This is a genomic window from Coprococcus intestinalis, assembly GCF_023656595.1.
Lineage (GTDB): Bacteria > Bacillota > Clostridia > Lachnospirales > Lachnospiraceae > Coprococcus_A > Coprococcus_A intestinihominis.
This window is the reverse complement of record NZ_JAMOKJ010000011.1, coordinates 88453-107805: the sequence shown is the minus strand read 5'-3', so window position 1 is coordinate 107805 and position 19353 is coordinate 88453. Positions and strand designations below refer to the sequence as shown.

The 19353-nt window shown below is 39.1% G+C and carries 10 protein-coding genes; all 10 read right to left on the bottom strand.

Annotated elements, in window-relative coordinates; all coding sequences use genetic code 11:
- Positions 1–28: 28 nt before the first annotated feature.
- Positions 29–1153 carry a tyrosine-type recombinase/integrase gene (locus NBH03_RS09670; RefSeq protein WP_006426957.1) on the bottom strand — a complete coding sequence of 375 codons (1125 nt, stop codon included), beginning with the start codon at positions 1151–1153 and terminating at the stop codon, positions 29–31.
- A gap of 155 nt (positions 1154–1308) precedes the next feature.
- Positions 1309–3276, bottom strand: a complete 1968-nt coding sequence (locus NBH03_RS09665) for an ATP-dependent DNA helicase (protein WP_250799458.1) — start codon at positions 3274–3276, stop codon at positions 1309–1311.
- Positions 3277–3794: 518 nt separating this feature from the next.
- Positions 3795–4229: a helix-turn-helix transcriptional regulator gene (locus NBH03_RS09660; protein ID WP_006426959.1), complete on the bottom strand. Its 435-nt coding sequence runs from the start codon at positions 4227–4229 to the stop codon at positions 3795–3797.
- Positions 4230–4557: 328 nt separating this feature from the next.
- The gene (locus NBH03_RS09655) at positions 4558–5184 is read right to left on the bottom strand and encodes a hypothetical protein (RefSeq protein ID WP_006426961.1); all 627 of its coding nucleotides are present in this window, start codon (positions 5182–5184) and stop codon (positions 4558–4560) included.
- A gap of 113 nt (positions 5185–5297) precedes the next feature.
- Positions 5298–5633 (bottom strand): DUF4299 family protein, encoded by a 336-nt coding sequence (locus NBH03_RS09650; protein WP_158557444.1) that lies wholly within the window; start codon positions 5631–5633, stop codon positions 5298–5300.
- Entirely contained in the window at positions 5611–6648 is a 1038-nt protein-coding gene (locus NBH03_RS09645) for a hypothetical protein (protein WP_006426963.1), read from the bottom strand. Before NBH03_RS09645 ends, NBH03_RS09650 begins: the two co-directional genes overlap by 23 nt.
- Positions 6649–6709: 61 nt before the next feature.
- Entirely contained in the window at positions 6710–16198 is a 9489-nt protein-coding gene (locus NBH03_RS09640) for a DUF6531 domain-containing protein (protein ID WP_006426964.1), read from the bottom strand.
- A gap of 192 nt (positions 16199–16390) precedes the next feature.
- Entirely contained in the window at positions 16391–17665 is a 1275-nt protein-coding gene (locus NBH03_RS09635; RefSeq protein ID WP_006426965.1) for a sensor histidine kinase, read from the bottom strand.
- Positions 17662–18375 (bottom strand): LytR/AlgR family response regulator transcription factor, encoded by a 714-nt coding sequence (locus NBH03_RS09630; protein WP_006426966.1) that lies wholly within the window; start codon positions 18373–18375, stop codon positions 17662–17664. Before NBH03_RS09630 ends, NBH03_RS09635 begins: the two co-directional genes overlap by 4 nt.
- Before the next feature lie 403 nt (positions 18376–18778).
- Positions 18779–19339, bottom strand: a complete 561-nt coding sequence (locus NBH03_RS09625; RefSeq protein WP_006426967.1) for a hypothetical protein — start codon at positions 19337–19339, stop codon at positions 18779–18781.
- Between the last annotated feature and the right edge of the window lie 14 nt (positions 19340–19353).

The following is a 19353-nucleotide window of genomic DNA, read 5'->3' as shown; positions in this document are numbered from 1 at the left end:
TAAATATATAGGTATTTCTCACACCTCCCTACTCCAGCAGACGTTCCGCCCCATAAATAGCAGTGTGTTGTGCATAAAACTCATTACTTGCTTCTATCAGTTCATCATCCAGCCAGTCCAGATACTTTATAGTCGTATCCAAATGTTTATGCCCCAATGCCTGACTGATCATTTCCAGTTCCCATCCTGCCTGCTTTCGCATATTTGCAAAATAGTGACGTAACATGTGGGGTGTGATTTTAACTCCGGTTTTCTTTTCCATTCGGTCCAACATATCATATACACTGTCCACTCTTAATGGCTTTCCAATGTTCTCACCCATGATATTCACAAACAGGTAATCCTGATGTTGCAGGATTTTCCGATATTTTGCCAGATAATCCATGAGAAATTCAAACGTATCATTACTTATCTTGGCACTTCTGTATTCCGCATTTTTGGCTCTCGCTTCATTTTCATTATCTTCCCGGAAGCATACCCTTATCATGTGATTCCTATAATCAATATCTTTGACATATTTTACTCCCAGTAGTTCCCCAATTCTGTATCCGGTTTCTGCTAACATAAGTAACAGAAGCTGATCTCTTCGGTTCGTACAGGCCTGTAAAATTGTAATAATCTGATTTTCTTTTGCTGTTCTCCCACGATGTTCCTCTTCCTTCAGATAGGCTTTAAAAGAATGATTCCGCAGTACCTTTTTTACTCCCACCTGATTAACCGCTATAATCTGGTTATACGATAAGGTTTTGAGACTTCCGTACTGTTCATATTCTGCCTCTATAAATAAATAGAACCTGAACACATCTTTTAAGTATGCGTTGCAGGTTCCTTCATTCGGACACTTCTTTTCTCCAGCCGTTTGCTCTGTATGGTTTCCGGCTTTAAGCCAGTATAAAAATTCCACAAAGTGTTCTGTCTGTTTTTCATAATCTAACTGATAGACTTCTGTGAGTTCCATTTCTTTCTCTGCCATATATTTCATATAATAGCAGATTGAAAATGCTGTGCGTTTCACTGTATTTGGTGAACGTTTACATTTAATCTTATGCATTAGATATTTACTTGGCAGTTCTTCAATACTCATTGTTTCCAGATTTCTGATGAAAAAATATTTTTCTGTTCCATCTTTTATCGTTTCCACCTTGTATATCATAAGCTGCCTCCTTTCCTCTAACGCTATACACAGTATACCCACTTCATGCCGAAATAGCTATTCATCAATACCAACAATCCCACCGAAAACGCCCTTGAAATACCACCAAACTTTTCGTGCAAAATCTGCTTTTCCTGTAGCAGAACCACGAACGGTTACAGGTAGTATTCCACGCCTTTCCGGTTTCGGATAAAGTGCTGGACATCCTTGATATCTTTTGCCATCTTGCAACTTGGAAGCGCACACATCACTTCTTCGTGATACCTGCCGCCTTCTCCTGCACGCTCGTCTAAAATGGACACGACACAAGTATCTGTCTCGGTGCGGAGAGCCCGTCCGAATCCCTGTCTTAGTTTTTTCTGCATGTCTGGAACAATCACTGCCTGAATATAATCTTTCAGATTAGCATATTCCTTCTTCTGTGCTTCGCTGATGGGATCAGGAACAGCAAAGGGCAGTTTTACTATAATTAGCGAAGATACCATATCTCCGGGGAAGTCTACTCCTTCCCAACAGGAGCCGGCTGCAAAAAGGACAGCATTGTCCATTTGTTTAAACCTTGTAATCTCTTCCGGTGAATGTCTCCACACCTCTATCATCGGGAACGGAATTTCATCCCTTAACATCTGGTAAACGTTTCCCATCAAATGATAAGATGTGAACAGCACCAGCGTATGCCCGTAAGTCGAACAGATCAGTGAATGGATATGGCCTGCTATCATCTCTGCCTCTTCCTGACTTCCTCTTCTGCATTTTTTCAAATTCTTTGGCAGATATAACAGACAATTCTTCTGATATTCAAACGGGGAGTCTGCCACATATTCCCGGACTCTCCGCACTCTCTGTAATCCTGTCATTTTCCGAATGTGTGAAAATCCCTGTCCGGTTTTTAAAGTTCCGCTTGTAAGAATCGCTCCCATTCCTCTGCTCCATAACATCTGGTCCAGATACTGTGGAATCCGTCTGCTGGATGCACACAATATAATCCGGTGGTCATGGTCCTGCTTCAGATGCAGCACATACTTCTTATCCTGATGGAAAAAGCATTCCAACACACTTCTGGTTTCTTCCAGCTTGTTTCTGATCCACTTTGGAATCTTCTTTTCTAATTTTTCTATGATCTTATTCATGGTCTGTATCCCCTCATATAAATACATTGCACACTCTTCTGTCATGTGGAATTCTTCTTTGATTCCATATCTGGTTCTGTGGTTTTCTCCTATGATGTTCAGCACCATCCGGATCGTGCCGGACAGTTTCCTTATCTCCGGTCCTTGGTACTCTTTCCCTAGATAAAAGCAGATTTCCCGGATATCGTCATAACACAGGCTCTTCCCGAACATCTGCTTTGCTGCATCCGGCAGTTTGTGTGCTTCATCTATAATCAATGCCCGGTAATCTTTCAATAACGGGTGGTAATCCTGCAGTCTGTGATAACCATCAGCCAGCAGATAATTGTGATTACAGATCTGAATGAACATTTCATTATCTCTGGAACGCTCCAGATACTGCTGATACCTGCACGAACCTCTTTTCGGGCAGTCTCCAGAACAGAACTTCGGTACACTCACCATCCTTCTGTCAAACCCACTTAAGTTGGACACTTCGTCCATATCATAATGTTCTTTCAGCGACAGCAGAGCTTCTTTCTGCAACGCATTTTTGTTTTTCTCTTCGATTGCAACGATTCGTTGCGCCAACCTCTCATCGCAGACAAAATGCTCTTTTCCTTTTCGTATCACAGCTTTGATGGGAGACTGAATCGTCCCGTTCTCCTGAAGAATCCGGGAGAGAAAAGGGATATATTCTGTAAGAATTGCTTTCTGGAGTGCAATGCTGGAAGTGGATATCACGACCGGACGCTGTTCATAAGGGGAACATCCTTCTGCAAGGAGGGAATATTTTCTCATCAGAACACAGGCCACCAGATAGGCATACGTCTTGCCGATACCGACACCCGCATCACACAGTGCTATGTTTCTTCCCAGCAGGTTATCCAGCATTTCGTGGCATAACATAATCTGTTCTTCCCTTACTGCCATTCCATGTTCCGGGAACAGCACTCGGAAGATAGTATCAATTTCTCGATGTGCTCTATTGAGATATTCTCTTGTGTAATACATAATTTGTTACCTGATATGCGTGCTGATACCACATCAATACGGCTGTAAAGGATTACTCCCTACAGCCGTATGTATCTGATATCAACGACACATTCTTCCTTGATTTCTTATACTTTTGTTTTTTGGCGTTGTATTTGTCCTCGACTCCCCCATTGCCTTACGGGAACATTACAGGCGGATGCTTGGCATTGCACCGCTCATGGATTTTCTAAAGGTCTTGCTGATTACAACCCAAAGTCCATCCTCTGCTCACTGGCAGTTCCTATGTATCATTATCCCCTCGTAAGTGATCCTCGCAAAAGACCGCCACGGTCCTGTTTCAGTTAAAGGTGATTCGCTCGAAACAAAAACACCAGCAAAGAATTTTTTTATATTCTTTCCTGTCATTTTCATCTGTCCTCGCGCCTTCCTGACACGCTTCTACTTACGGGAACGTACCTGTAATGCTGGTATAGGATTGTCAAAGTACACTGGCAAAATTTACCTGCCTATTAAATAGCCGACGAAAAATGCTGTTATTATTCAATTTTCAACAAATTATTTAATTTTTTTCTTAAACGGTTTCTTTTGGTATAAACGGTCTGTTCTGCCATTCCCATAATTTGGGCAATCTCTCTTCCTGAATATCCCCATGTACTAAGCAAAAGTATCTCTAATATCTGATGTTCTGTGCCCTTTAATAATTCATAGATCCGTCGGTCTCCAATGTTGTCTAAAAGTTCTCGGATGTCCTGTGCAAACCGTCCTCTGTCCCTTTGTTTTATGGAATCCATATCCTGCATCATTTCATCCAGATGTTCCCGGTATCTGCGCTCTTCCAGAAAATCTTCCCTGTCCATCTGGCGCAACTTTCGGATCTTCTCTTCTTCCATTCCCAGTTCACGCAGTTCCTTTTCTTCCTGTTTTTTCCAATAATTCCACTTTCGTTCTTCACTTGTCTTGTTATAAGCCATTTATCTTTCCTCCGATCTGATTTTTCGTATAGAAATCAATTCGGAGCATGGCGGTGACCGGATATGTACGTTATAATATTTGAAAAATATCAAAGAAAAAAATGCTGCAACCTCTTCGATTACAGCACTTTTTTCTCTCTTATGTGAATATTTCTTGTTGGTTCATAGGAGATTCCTTCTTTTTCTCATAATGAATAAAAGTCTCTTGTCATCCATTATTTATTATAATTTTTTCTACTATTATAATAGCTTTTTTAACAAGTTTTCTTGTCTTGGAGTTTAAAAGAAAGCTACCAGTTTTTTTCCTCTGATAGCTTTCCATTCATTCTTATTCTGTTGGGAACATCGCTGCTTCCAATTTATTCATCTCTGTATTCAAAAGACCATATTTTCCTGAATTATCTTTTTCCACTGATACGTTTACAGTAACAGCTTTCCCATAACTGTTCTTTTCAAGACTCTTCTGGACGCTTTCTGTTAATACAGCTGCAAAGACTTCCGGATCATTTCCATCCAATCCCTGCTTTATTTTTTCATTGCTTACCTCTGTAGAGCTTTGTTGCAATGTCTGAAATACATTGGATGGTTCAACTTGTACACTTACTGTATAGACTCCATCCTCTTCTTTCACATCCTGTACTTTATATTTTGCCAGTTTCTTTACTTCTGTCAGTTTTTCCGCATAATCAGCAATTCCTTTATCTGTAATGTTATCGGAATCATCAAATTGCTGTTGGATACTCTCATTAAAATCCTCTTCGATTTCTTTCTTGGCATCTTTTTCCGAGATCTCTAACAGATTCGCATAGTCTTTATATTCTCCATGATAGTATGCATCAAGAGAACTTTGAACGTAAGATTTGGCATCGAAGTCTGGTTGTTTTGAACAAGCTGATAACAATATACATACTATAATTCCTATACTTATGCATAAAACACAATTCTTCTTTTGCATATTCTCTCCTTCGTATTTTATTGGTTTGCCAAAACTAATTGATTATATGGATTTAATAAATTATCATTAAAAGCTGAATTTTTCCATTCTATACATTCCACATATTTTTTCATTTAATTGCAAAATTGCAGTATTTTCTCCAATTCTTGTTTTGAAAATCCTTTAACTAATATTTCTTCGCCTTTCATATCGCATTTTATCTTCTTAAAATATTCCAATGCTTTATAAAAATCCACATCTCCTAATGGTTCTCCCTGAATGGGTACTAATAATATTCTCCATACTTTTACTTCTTGATCATCAACCTTTGCTCTAGGTTTACTATGAAAAATCGTATCTGTATTTTCTGTAAGTGGAAATACTCCAAATATATTATTATTACCAGAATAAAATTTTGCTTCTGCTCTATATGCATTTTTCCAATTTTTATTTAATCCTCTTAAAAACATATTTTTCTTCCTCCATTTCAACCAGTAAAACTTCACTTTTTTGTAAATTATCAAAAAGTATCTTCTCAAATTTTTTTCCGTCATTTACATAATTTCTTCCAGATTTATAAAAAGACACTTCTGGTATAAATTCCGTTCTTATACTTAAATTTATAAATTTTGCAAGCTGATCAAAATCAACTAAAATTTGTGGTTCTGGGAAATCATGCTCCTTATTAAATTCTTCATATTCTTTTATAAAACTCTTGTGTTCTGGCGTCTTAATCTTTTCACTCAATGGGGTATCTTTCAAAAATTTCATAACTATATGATACAAACCATGTATAAATATTGCCACCGTATTACCTAAAGACCGAATGTTTTTATCCATTCCATAAATATGTTCATTAATCCAATTACATTTTCCCATTGACTCACATAATTCTTGTAATCCGCAATTAATTCCATCTACATCTTTTTGATATAAATCATAGAAAAATTTTGCTAATTTCAAATCAAATTGAGTGCGTTTTTTCCCCATAAATGCACTTAATTCTGCTTGTGCTTTATTTCCTACTTCATTATCATGATAAGTCACAGCATAAAGCATATTATAAAAAGGTGCCGAATAACCGCAAGTAGCAGGTCCCTCCTTAAACGGCATAATTTTTTCCAACAAACTATAATCATTACATGAATAGGCGATTACTACTTCTATAAAATTAATTGTCTGTGCTCCACCACTATTCGAACGGTTTTGATAAATACAATTAAAACGATTTTCCTGATAAATTCCTTTCAACATATAATTCATATCGCCAGTTACAATAGCTTTATTTACTCCTTCAAATAAAATTCTGTTTTCACGCAACAAATTAAAATACATATTCCAAAAATACCCGTCTGCTTGTCCCAATTCAATTTTTTTCGTAAATTCATTTATTCCATTTTTAACATCATTCCAAAGCTTATCTGCACTAGATTCACCCATTATCTTTTCATATTTTTGTTGAAAACTTTTTGCACCTTTTATCATAACGTACCCCTTTCTTCTCCCCAGTGAGATGTTATATCCCACTGGGTATGTAAGACACTTTCTAATTATTTAATACTTTAAAATTCAAACTTCCATTCTTTTTAATATTATACAAATTTCGTTCATAATTATTACCAATGAGATTAGCTTTTTCTGTTCCTACCGCCTCTTCAAGACGCTTACCACCTATCCATTTCTTAGACATCTGTTTTGTTCCATCTTTCAGGGTACTTAATTTACTAGTATTATATTTAGCTTCACCCACAATGTACTCGTTTGTTCCTTTATTCTGATATACACCATCCAATCCTTGATGTCCAGCATCATTAAGACCCGTAACTCTATCTTGACTGATTCTTTCGAACCCAATAGAATCATAATACTGATCCATCTTCATTTCAGCATAATTCCCTTTTTGCTGATTTGTATACTGCACACCATCTTTTATTCCATTTTCAAATTTTGTTATCTCTTGTTTTTGCATTTCTTGAGCTTTTATTGTATCCCAATGTTTATTATATCTTGCAGCTTCATCAGCATCCATTAGTTCCGAAAAACTATTATATGCCTTGTTATCTTCCAGCAACTGGTTATTTTGTGATAAGTCTTTGGTTGCCATTTCAGTAATATGCCCAGGTTTAGTCGCACTTGAACTTCCCTTTACCAAATCTTTCACTGCACCAATTGCTTTTCCTGCACCATAAGTAAGCCCACCTAAAATACCACCAGAGATTGCTCCTGTCAATCCACCTGTTATGGTATCTTTCGCAATCTGTTTCAAGCTGTTTCCTGACAATCCAGAACTTATTGCACCATAGGAAGCACCACCAATTGCACCAGCTACAGCTCCTGAAACCATTGCTGTTCCTAAACCGCCCATTGCTGGCAATGCTGCCAGAACTGCTCCAGCTGCTAAACCGCCTGTTGCAGCAACCACAACACCTGAAACCACCATTGCCGTCACACCAATCGCTACATTCTTCCAGTTTACTTTACCCAACTGATCTGTAATACGATTTGTTGTCGTACACATATGTCGTACCACTTCTGAGCGGATTTCTGCCGTTCTTTCTGAAACATAGGATTTGAAAGATGTATAAGTTTTTCCAATTTTCTGTACCCCATTGCTTACAGAACGAATAAACTGACTTCCTCTGGATGTGATTTTTTGATATGTACTGCTACTGGTTACACGATTTTTCACAGATTGATATGTCTGTTTTGCATGTTTAGCTGCATTTTTGGCAGTTTTTGCTGCACCCTTCACTGCGTTAACAATAGTTTTTGCTGCTTTCTTAGCTGTATTTACTACTGTTTTGACTACCTTTTTCGCAGTATTAACGATTTTCTTGCCGACACTCTTGACTGCTTTCGCTGCTTTTTTAGCTGTACTCTTAATCCTGCTCCACAATGAATGTCCTGTCGGATCACTGTAATTCAACGGATTATTGGTTGTATAATCGTAGCGGTTTCTGGTTAATGGATTTTCTGTCGTTCCCAGGTCACTATCTTCAGTTGTAAAGGTTCCGTTCTCTGCGTTATAGTATCTTGCCCGCAGATACTGAAGTCCTGTTTTTACATTTGTGGACTCTCCATTGTAACCGTAATAATTGACTCCATCTGCTGTTCCTGATGTAAGGTTTCCATACGAATCGTACTGATAACTGTTCGTCAGGTTAGCATTTTCTGTCAGGATTCCGGTTACGCTGTTTCTTCCGTCATATAAATAATAACTGCTTTCTTCCGATTTATCAACGCTTACCCGTTCTCCGATTCCACTTTCTCCATAAGTATAAGCCTGACGGACTTTCTCGTCTGCTCCATACTCTGCAAGGACTTCTGTATTTTCACGATTGATATCGTTGATATACTCTGTCAATGTGTAACCTTTGGCATTTGAACCGCCTTTTACCAGAGATGCAAGCTGTTCTTTCGGGCTGTTTCCATCTTCGGTACGCTGGTTCTCCGGAATCAGGACTTCATCGCCATAGCAATCTTCCCATTTATAAGTGTTATCCAGTTCGAATACCCGGTTGTTATCTCCATCGTACATGGCTGCCATCAGGACTGTTCCACCCTGTTTTACTACTGCCAGACGATTTTCTGCTGTATATTCATAAGTGACCGGATCTGCACTGTTTGTCTTATCACATTCCTGGATCAGATTGCCATCTTTATCATAGCTGTAGGTTGTTCCCGGATCGCCCCAGATCTTTGCATTGGTCCGCTTGATGAGCTGGTTGGAATCATTGTACTTATAGTTATATTTTGCTTTGCTGACACCATCTTCGATCTTCTCGTAAGAGGTCCGGTTTCCAATCTTGTCATAAGTATAATTATGAACTGTCTTTTTACCGCCCTCTGCTTTTTCTGTACAGCGTGTCAGTTCCCAGTTGTCATCGTATTCATAGGTACGTGTCGTCTGGATCTCTTTTTCCTGATGCTCACAGTCTGCTTTGTCTGTCTCTTTCTGTGTATCGCCCCAGTTGTACCAGTCTTCCCAGCTTGGCGTCTTTCTTGTTCCAGCTTCCAGTTCCGTAGCTGTTTCTCCAACTACATATCCCTGATCATTGTACTTGTACTCATAAGTACTGATTACTTTGCCGCAGGAACCACAGGTATTCACAATCTTTGTGATATGATCTTCTGCATCGTAAGATACTTCCGTCTTTGTTCCATTACTTCTAGTAACTTCTGTCACACGATTCAGTGCATCATACTTGTATGTTGTCACCTTTCCGTTACGGTCTGTTAATTTTACGAGGTTATCATTTAAGTCGTATTCATAGCTGACCTTTGTACCATCCGGATACACGATTGCCTGCAGATTATCTGCGTCATCATAAACGTAGCTGACATCCTTTTTCGAACCGCTTGTCACTTTGGTGATTCTTCCGAGTGCATCGTATTCGTAACTGCTCTTGCCTGTCTGATCCTTCATGGATACCCGTTCCCCGGCACTGTTATATGCGTAGGTCACGTCCTTTTCGGAAGTCTCGCCTTTTGCGTCCTGATAAGATTTCTCCAACAGGTCATTCAGCTTATCGTAATCATACGTGGTTTTCTTGCCACTTGCCTGTGTATGTCCGGTCAGTCTGCCTTTTTCATCATAGTCGAATTTCTCTGTTCTTCCTGCCGGATCTTTGATGGATGTCAGGTTGCCTTCCAGATCATAAGTATAATTCGTTGTCTTATTTGCTGCATTGGTGAAGGTCACCAGGTTATCCATGTTGTCGTAACCGTAAGTTGTTACACCGCCAAGGGCATCGGTTACTTTGGTCAGATTGTCATTCTTGTCATATTCCAGACGGCTCTTTAATCCGGTCTTATCTGTAACAACCTGAATATTACCATGTGCATCGTAATCAAATCCCGTTGTGAATCCACGCTTGTCTGTAATAGAAGTTACCCTGCTGTCCTTATCATAGGTATAGGATTCCTTCTGACCCAGTGCATCGGTCTCTTCTGTTACACGATTGTCTTTATCGTAGACTGTCTTTGCAACATAGCCCATCGGGTCTGTTACAGATGTCACATTATAATTCTTGTCATATCCATAACTGGTCTTTCTTCCACCCGGTTTGGTGATCTCAGTAATATTTCCTGCCGGGTCGTAAGTATAAGCAGTTATCTTACCAAGCGGATCAGCTGCAGAAGTCATCTGGCCTGCCAGGTCATAACTGTAGGTATTGCTCCGTCCAAGTGGATCTGTCTCCTTCACCAGATTGCCATACTTATCATAAGAAAAGCTGGTTGTTCCATCCAGTGCATTGGTAGAAGACTTCATGTTGTGGAGCTTATCGTAAGTATAAGTGGTGGTACTCTTTAAGCTGTCGCTTTCTTTTACCACGTTGTCCACTTTATCATAAGAGAAATTCTTGGTATAACCCAGCGGACTGGTCATACTCTTCAGACGTCCGGCTTTATCATAACTATAGGTATACTCTCCGCCATTCGCCTGTGTCATCTTTGTGACATTGTCATTCAGGTCAACACTGTACTGTGTCTCATTTCCCTTTGCATCCGTTACAGAAATGACATTGCCATGCTTGTCGTAATCGTATTTGGTAACTGCTCCCTTTGGAGAAATCTGTTCCGTCATGTTACTCAGGCTGTCATATTTGTATTCGGTAATGAGTCCCATCGGATCTTTTGATTTGGTAAGATTTCCAATGGCATCATAACGGTATTCATTTGTTTCTTTTAACGGAGAAGTCTCCCCGATCTTGCGGTCCAGTTCATCATACTGGTAGGTTGTCGTATTTCCATTTCCATCTGTCTGGGATACGAGGTTGTCATTTTTATCGTAAGTATACTTGGTAACCGTACCGTTTTCATCGACAGATTCCGTCACATTATCATTTCCGTCATACTTAAAGGTGCTGGATGCTCCCAGTGGATTTGTCTGAGAGATAACCCGGTCTTTCTTATCGTAAGCGTATTTATATGTAGCTTCCTCTTCTTCTGTCATGGATAACTGGTTGCCGACTTTATCGTAGGTAAAGGTTGTTTTATGACCTTCCGCATCCGTTACCGCTGTAATGCGGTCCATAACATCATATTCATAAGATGTGGTACTTCCGTCTGCTTCAGTAAGTTTCAGGAGTCTGCCGTACTGATCGTACTTGTATGTTGCTGTCCTGCCAAGTTCATCGGTCTGTGTCAGTACATTTCCGGCACCATCATAAGTATAATCCATGCTGTTTCCACCATTGTCGGAGGAATGGATCAGGTTGCCTGCTCCGTCATACTGATAGGTAATTACGAGTCCCTGTGCATCCGTACATTTTACAAGCTGTCCGATGGCATCGTACTCCATCAGCACCTTGTCTCCTGTCGGCAGTATTATGGATGTGTTATTTCCCTCTTTATCATACACATAGCTGTACGCATTGCCGAGGGCATCTGTCATCTTTGTGCTGTTACCCTGTGAATCGTATTCGTAAGTAGTCTTTCCTTTCAGGGCGTCCACCGTCTGTTCCAGATTGTCGGTGGAATCATATTTCATTGCTGTAATGTTGCCCTTTGCATCGGTTGCCGATGTCATGTTTCCATTACCATCGTAAGTCATGGTACTGGTATTTCCATTTTCATCGGTAGAGGATACCAGATTTCCATTTAAGTCATACTTCATGGATACGGTATATCCAAGGGCATCTTTGGATGTAGTCAGATTTCCTGCCTTGTCGTAAGCATAAGTATCTGTTCTTCCCTCTTCATCGGTAGAAGATACCAGATTGCCTGCTTTATCATAAGTATATGTGGTAGTTCCACCTTCTGGGTTGGTTTCACTTAAGCGGTTTCCTGTATTATCGTAGGTATAAGTCCAGGTTCTTCCACTGTCATCTGATTTTGATACCAGATTGTCTGCCGCATCATAAGTATAAGTGGTAACTGCACCTAATTCATCTGTCTCTTTAGCGAGCCTTCCGCAGTTATCATATTCCTTGGAATGGCTGCTTCCATCTCCATAGGTAATCTTGGTTTCATTTCCTAATGCGTCATATTCATATTTGGTTATATTACCAACTGCATCTTTGGACTGAAGCACCTGTCCAAGAGAATCAAACTTGGATACGGTTGCATTTCCATTTCCGTCGGTATATTTTTTCAGATTTCCTGCTTTGTCATATTCATAGAGCTTTGTTCCAAAATCTTTATTACTCTCTTCTATGACACGTCCCATGCTGTCATACTTGTAAGTAATTGTATTTCCTTTTGCATCGGTTGCTTTGACCTGCTGATAATTCTTATCATAGGCGTAGCTGATCTGATTTCCTTTCGGATCCGTACCACTGGTCATGTTGTACATCTTATCGTAGGTATAAGTGGTAGTATTCCCCAGTGCGTCAGTACTTGCCGTAATATTTCCCACACCATCGAGTGTATAAGCGGTCACACCGCCATCGGCTGCTGTCTTGGAAATTAAATTGCCATTCGCATCGTAACTGTTCGAAGTGACATTTCCAAGTGGATCTGTCATGGTAACTGCACGATTCATCGCGTCATACGTGAATCCCCATGCTGCTCCGTTTCCATCCACATATCCGGTCATGTTCGGTCCGTCATACGAATATGTTGTTGTGACACCTCTGCCGTCTGTCTGGGATACCATACGATGTTTGTCATCGTAAGTATAGGTAATGGCTGTTCCATCCGGTTTTGTAGATGTGACCATATTTCCATTACCGTCATAACTGTAAGTAACCGTTGCTCCGTTATATCCGGTTGCACTGGTCAGCTTATTCTGCTCATTATAAGTATAGGAGGCTGTCTTTCCATCCTCTCTTGTCTCCGTTGCTACATTACCAAATGCATCATAAGTGTAAGTTTTTGTTCCGGCTGCTGTCGTTTCGGAAGCAAGCTGATTTTCTGCATTATAAGTCTTTTCACAGGTTGTTCCATCCGGATATTCAATGGATGTTGTGCGGTACTGATCATCATAATGATAAACGGTCTTATTTCCTTCGTTATCCGTTGTTGTAGTAGAACTTTTTCCGTACTTGAAAGTTGCCGTTCCTTTTTCTGCATCAGTCTGCTCTACAACTCTTCCTTCTTTATCGTAAGTATTCTTTACAACCGTATTGCCATTCTCATCTTTCCAGCTTGTCATACGGCTGTCATCATCATATTTGTACTCTTTTGTTGTTCCATTCGGATCTGTTACAGATATCAGATTTCCCTGCTCATCATATTTGTAAGAAACTTTTCCACCATCTGGAAGAGACAGTTCCTTGATATGCCCGAATTTATCCTGTTTTACCCCGAATGTTTTTCCGGATGGTGTGGTAATCTTGCTTAGATTATAATCATCGTCATAATCTAACACTGTCTTAAATCCATTCACATCCGTTACATAACGTAAAATTCCGTATTTATCAAATGACCAGATGCTCTGATCCGCATCTGTCAGTTCCCATCCGATGTAGTCATGGTCTGTATCTTTATAGCTGACTGCTTTTAAGTCGTATACATAACCATCCGGAGCAGTGTAACTTCCATCTTCATTCTTATCAAAGATCAGATAACTTCCGTCCCCTCTCATATACAGAAGGCTTCCGTCCTCCATCTGAGAAAGTGACTGGTCATAGTTAAAGCTCCATCCACGTCCGAACATGGAATGCTGGTCTGTTCCTTTGGAATTGTAGCTTCTTGTAATGGAGAATTCCCCATTCAGCTCATTCATCGTCGCATCGGACTGATCCATGTAGAAATTACCAGTATTTAAATTGACTGGTTCAAATCCAAATTCACAGTGCAGGCCTCTTCCCATCAATGCTCCGTCAATCCGCATCTTATCCTGATCGGTAAGCGGTGCAGGACTATATGGAACATTTGTCTGTGGGTTACGGATAAAGATTGTGTTGTTTGCGACTACCAGTGCATCCATAACCTGATTGTCTTTCATAATGTTCTTAAGCGGAACACCATAATATTTTGCAATCTTCGGGAATGTATCAAACTGCTTCACTTCATAAATCACAAAGCTGTCACTGGTCACTTCTTTTCCGGTTTCCAGTTTGCCATCAATTTCTTTCGATGCTTTTGCTTTTATTTTATAGAGTTTATCTTTTGTCAGTCCTGAATACAAAGCACTCTGCCAGTTGGAATCTTTGCTGTAATACTTATTCGCCTCCGGGAACTGCTTATTATATTCCGTGCTGTCTGGATAGGAATACAATGGTTTTGCATCTGTTTCGTGATGTTCTTCATTTTCCTCATCTGGAAGCAGATAATATTCTACTGTAGATTTGCTCTTTGCAATTCCGTCTGCAAATACGGCATCAAACTTCAGCTTTCCATTTGTATTCTTTTCTGTCATCGGGCGAAGCAGGATCGTTGTTTCATCCAGTGACATATCACGCAGATATGGATCTTCAGCCGGTGACCACTGGATGCTGAGTTTCGGTCCATAAACGGATGCCCTGTTATTCAGTACCTCACACTGCATAGAAGCTCCAAGGTTATTTGCCTCGGCAATGGCTACCAGTGCAAATCCGTTATTCGCATGAGTTCCCTGTACCCAGTCATTGACCAGATCTTTGACATCATAATTGATATAGCTGTTCCTGCTGGTACTTGCATTCTGTACATCCTGAAACGTAAGATTTACTGGTTTTGTTTTCCATGTGATGGAGGTGTTCCACGACTGATCCACACGATAAAGTCCAAACTGGGATGCACCACCACTGTATGCAGTTTTCTGACTGACTGCAAATGTTGCACTGTCAATTTTGGAATCTTTCGGAATCTGACTAAAATTCGAATTTACTTTGATATAAGTACGGCAGTTCTGGTGTGCTGTTCCAAATCCTGCAAGGTTTCCAGACTTAATACCATCATCAAATCCGACATACGGATAATTGTTATCTCCAATCTGACTGGTTGGACTTCCCTCTTCCACACCAATCATGTTAAAGGAACTCTTCTGGATCTCCACTGGTGTCGGATCGATTCTGACCGGATACTGACGTTCTTCTGCTGAAAGCCAGTCCATATCTGGTTTTACGGTCAGGATTGTTTTCCCATCTTCTTCCCGAAGTTCCAGAGTAATCAGGAAACTGATTTCTCCGGCAGCATCTTCCATAGACGGTGCTTCCAGAAGATACTTTGCATCTTTGATTGTTTTTCCTTCTGGATAAATGTATACCTGATTATCTTTTACTTCAGCCTGATATCCCGGAATCTGAAGTTCATATTCATACGATTCTCTGTCTGTTGGCTGCTGAAGTACGATATCTTCCTTAATGCTGGAATCCAGTACCGTATACTGAACATCTGCTCCTTCATAAACTTCATTATAAAGGATCGCATTGTCCTTAATAACGGAATGTGTATAATCTCCATCTACTGGAATGATCCCGATTCTGGTCTTTCCATTTTCAATCGTTACACCATTGTCTTCTGACATCTGTTCTGGAAGAAGAATGGCATAATCATTAGCCTTGTTCTGATAAACCTCCGTTTTCTCTTCCTTTTCTTCATCTGGCGATACGCTGCTGGCCTCCTGTGCTTCTTCGGATGCCGGAGTGTCTGCTTCTTCCGGCTTTACAAGAGTATTATCTACCAGTTCTGTATCACCATCTTCATTCTTATAAGTTCCGACATATCCACCATAAACGGTTGTATACTGCTTCTCTCCGGTCTTATAAGTTTTGGAAATGGCATCATAATCAATCAGTTCACCTTCCGGTTCTTCCGGAATCGGATAGTAATCCTGTGGTTCTTTCAACTCCACTTCTTTTTCCTGCGGATTTTCTTCTGTTTCTTCCGCTGGAGTTGTCTGTTCTTCCTGAGTCTCTGTATTTTCCGATGGTGTCGTTTCATTTTGTACGTCCGCATCAGACTGCTGACTCTTGTCTTGTTCTCCAGATGTGGAATCTGTTATCCCGGCTTCCTCTTCAGTCAAAGCCTCTGGTCTGGAGAAATCTGCATTCTTCTGTACATCCTCAATGGCCTCTTTTGCCTGTACAAAGATAGGTTCTGTTCCCTGTAGTGCCATCAGGAGTGCAAGTACTAAGGCTATAGCCGACTTTCGAAATCTCTTCATAGTCTCTTTCTCCCTCTTGTAATCTTTTTCTATAATTCCTTTACAAAATAACCGCTACCCTCCTTTTTTCTGACTTTGGCACTACTATAATCTAAAAAATCACAAAATTTTCACAAATGGTAAAAATGACCCTTGAGGTGGCAAAAATAGACGAAATGGGTTGAAAAAAAATAGTAAGACACCATCGCCTTACTATTTTTCATCTAATTTCATATATAATAATATTTTCACTTGAAAGGATTTCTCCGTATGGCAGATCTCCATCTGACCATGATACTTTTCTACTACGAGTTTCACATTCTGTAATCCTATTCCATGTCCTTCTTTCCTGCTTTTCGTTGTCAGATAAATTCCATTCTGCACTTTTGGTGTATCTTTTATGCTATTCTCAATCTGGATATTCATGATTCCTTTTCCATAATACATCTGAAACGATAATCTCCGTTCATCTGAAGCTGCCGCCCCACGAATGGCATTATCCATAAGATTTCCTACAACTATACTTAGATCAAATAATTCTTTCCCTATATGATTCGGTATTTCCACAGAAATCTCTGGCTTTTCAATTACTGATTTCACATCTTCCAAAATATAATTCAGCAGATTATTCATATTACGGTTTTCTGTATATAAATGATGACATAAGGCTGTTCTGGCTATATTCTCCATTTGTTTCAGATAAGACAGAATCTCTTCATTTCCTCCCGTTTTTGCCATCGCCCCTATCGTTATAAGATGGTGCTTGTAATCATGATGTATCTTATTCAGCCTGTCCTGTGATTTCATCATCATCTCCAGTTCTTTTGCATATTGACTCATCTGAAGCTTCATCTCTTCCTGTTTTGCTGTTTCAACATAACTTTTCTGAACCTCATCGTGCAGATAGAAAATAAATACATTGATAAACAGTAAGAATAATACAATCGTAGACCGCACACCTCTTCTGTCTGGCAGCAATATCCTGATACAGACTATAATGCTGATTACCGGGACAGAAAGCATAGCCAGCCAATGACTGTTCTTTATATAATAGCTTCTCTTTACATCCACTTTTCTTTCAATAATGACTTCCAGTAAAAAGAATATAAAATTTCCCATTACGATAGTTCCCGGTCCCATGTGATGATGTACCGGATTTCTTGCTACCGCATACCGTTGAAAAAACACGATTGGAATCCCATCACATAAAATTCCCATAATATATACCATAAGTGTATTCCAGACATGATGTTGCCAGTCTGCCTGATATGCTACTGTTATAATTAACAGAGCGATCAGCTCAAAGAGCAGATCTCCGTACATCGTTCCCCACTGCATACTTCCCCAGCAGGAAAGCAGATACGCACAAAAATATGCAAATAGCTTTTGTGTATCCTCATCTTTTGGATACAGGATGGTATTGTAACGGAACACAGTATAAATCCAGAATAATTTACTTGTCAGATAAGTGATCAAATGTATATTCATAATCTTTTCTTCTCCGTTTGTAATAGTCTTTCTCTGACCTTCTTGCGATTTGCTTTACTGATACTGAGACGTGTCTTATCTTTCATAACCACGTTGTCATATTCGTAATGCTCCACGTGTTCCATATTGATGAGATAGGACTTGTGAATCAGTAAGAAATATTCTTCTGTTATATCTGCTACATCTTTTAATTTTCCTCGATATTCATATTCTTTTTCCGATGTCACGATATGTACTCTTTTTCCCAGACTATAAAAATACAGGATCTTATCATAAGAAATTTTATGGATTCCTTTTGTATCCGTATATTCAAATATTTTCTTCCGTTCTTTTAACAGTTCCCGTAATTCACCTATCACCCGGAAAAGTTCTTCCTCTCGGATTGGCTTTACAAGAAAATCAAATGGATGAATGCGGAATAATTTCATAGCATATTCCTGATATGTTGAAATATAGGTAATCCGCAATTCTTTTCCATAATTTTTCTTTCGTATCTCCGTTCCAATATCAATTCCATTTTCATGTCCCAGACAAATATCAAGGAATAACATATCGTAGGATTCTTCTTCCAGCCTGTTAAGAAGCTGCTCCGCAGAATAGTATATTTCTACAGATATCTGACAGTCATTCGCTTTCCCATAATGGAGTAGCTTCTGTTCTAACCAATTACATAGGATGATGTCATCATCACAGATTGCAAGTTCTAGCATATTTTCTCACCCTCAGTCTTTCGTAACACGACAAATAAGGAAAAGAATCTCTTTCAATTCTTTTCCCGAATGGACATTAACAATTTTGTGTCATTTTTCTGGTGCAACAGCACCACTTCCTTTGCTGTCTTATTTTGCCCTCTATATAATAAACACTTGAGTAAGAAAAAACTGTCGCCATTTTATAATTTATTTATATTTTTTATGTTTTATTTATATTTTATCCAAATATTACAGCGATAACTAATAATGTCACCCCCTGCATTATTCTTTTTATTTTTAGCGTCATTTGATAAAACATCAACGTTTTTGATGGCAAAAAAGGAACCTGCAAAACCAGATTCCCTTTAAAATACATGCTCTTCTCTAAAAGGATGATAAATCCACCATCCTCTGCTTATTTTTAAAAACTTTTTCCTTTTTTACAATACTTATAAATATTAAATGGTTTTTCTTTTTTTTCAAATAAAATCCCTGTTGTTTTAATAATTTTTATAAGTTCATCCGACTCCATATCTGTCGTTTTAAATATAAATATTTTCTTTTCATTTGTTATGAAAAAAAAGAAGTTTTTATATAAGAACATTCTATCAATATTTTTAAATTCATAAATTTGATCTTCATCTATTTTAATTGCGTTTTCATCGATATCCACCGTTTCATATCCTGATCTACCCCAGACAAATTCATGAACATTTTTTTCAAAATTTTTACCAATCATTTGATACCAAATAATCCAAGCCACACAAGCCACACAAGTTCCAATCCCTATTCCAAACATCAAATAACTTTCCGACAGATAACAATTAATCGACAGTAAAAATTCTACAGGTGTAAAAATATAGATAATCATTCTACTTTTCTGTCTTGTTTTAAATAATTGATTAGGAATTATAAACCCAAGCGAAAGCATTCTTTCTAATTCTTCCCTATCCTCATCTGACACAATTGATTTAATATGCATTCTTCTTAATCCCC

What these genes read in the sequence shown, in the direction of transcription:
- NBH03_RS09670 (WP_006426957.1), bottom strand. Translation starts at nt 1,153, where the DNA reads ATGATATACAAGGTGGAAACGATAAAAGATGGAACAGAAAAATATTTT.
- NBH03_RS09665 (WP_250799458.1), bottom strand. Translation starts at nt 3,276, where the DNA reads ATGTATTACACAAGAGAATATCTCAATAGAGCACATCGAGAAATTGAT.
- NBH03_RS09660 (WP_006426959.1), bottom strand. Translation starts at nt 4,229, where the DNA reads ATGGCTTATAACAAGACAAGTGAAGAACGAAAGTGGAATTATTGGAAA.
- NBH03_RS09655 (WP_006426961.1), bottom strand. Translation starts at nt 5,184, where the DNA reads ATGCAAAAGAAGAATTGTGTTTTATGCATAAGTATAGGAATTATAGTA.
- NBH03_RS09650 (WP_158557444.1), bottom strand. Translation starts at nt 5,633, where the DNA reads ATGTTTTTAAGAGGATTAAATAAAAATTGGAAAAATGCATATAGAGCA.
- NBH03_RS09645 (WP_006426963.1), bottom strand. Translation starts at nt 6,648, where the DNA reads ATGATAAAAGGTGCAAAAAGTTTTCAACAAAAATATGAAAAGATAATG.
- NBH03_RS09640 (WP_006426964.1), bottom strand. Translation starts at nt 16,198, where the DNA reads ATGAAGAGATTTCGAAAGTCGGCTATAGCCTTAGTACTTGCACTCCTG.
- NBH03_RS09635 (WP_006426965.1), bottom strand. Translation starts at nt 17,665, where the DNA reads ATGAATATACATTTGATCACTTATCTGACAAGTAAATTATTCTGGATT.
- NBH03_RS09630 (WP_006426966.1), bottom strand. Translation starts at nt 18,375, where the DNA reads ATGCTAGAACTTGCAATCTGTGATGATGACATCATCCTATGTAATTGG.
- NBH03_RS09625 (WP_006426967.1), bottom strand. Translation starts at nt 19,339, where the DNA reads ATGCATATTAAATCAATTGTGTCAGATGAGGATAGGGAAGAATTAGAA.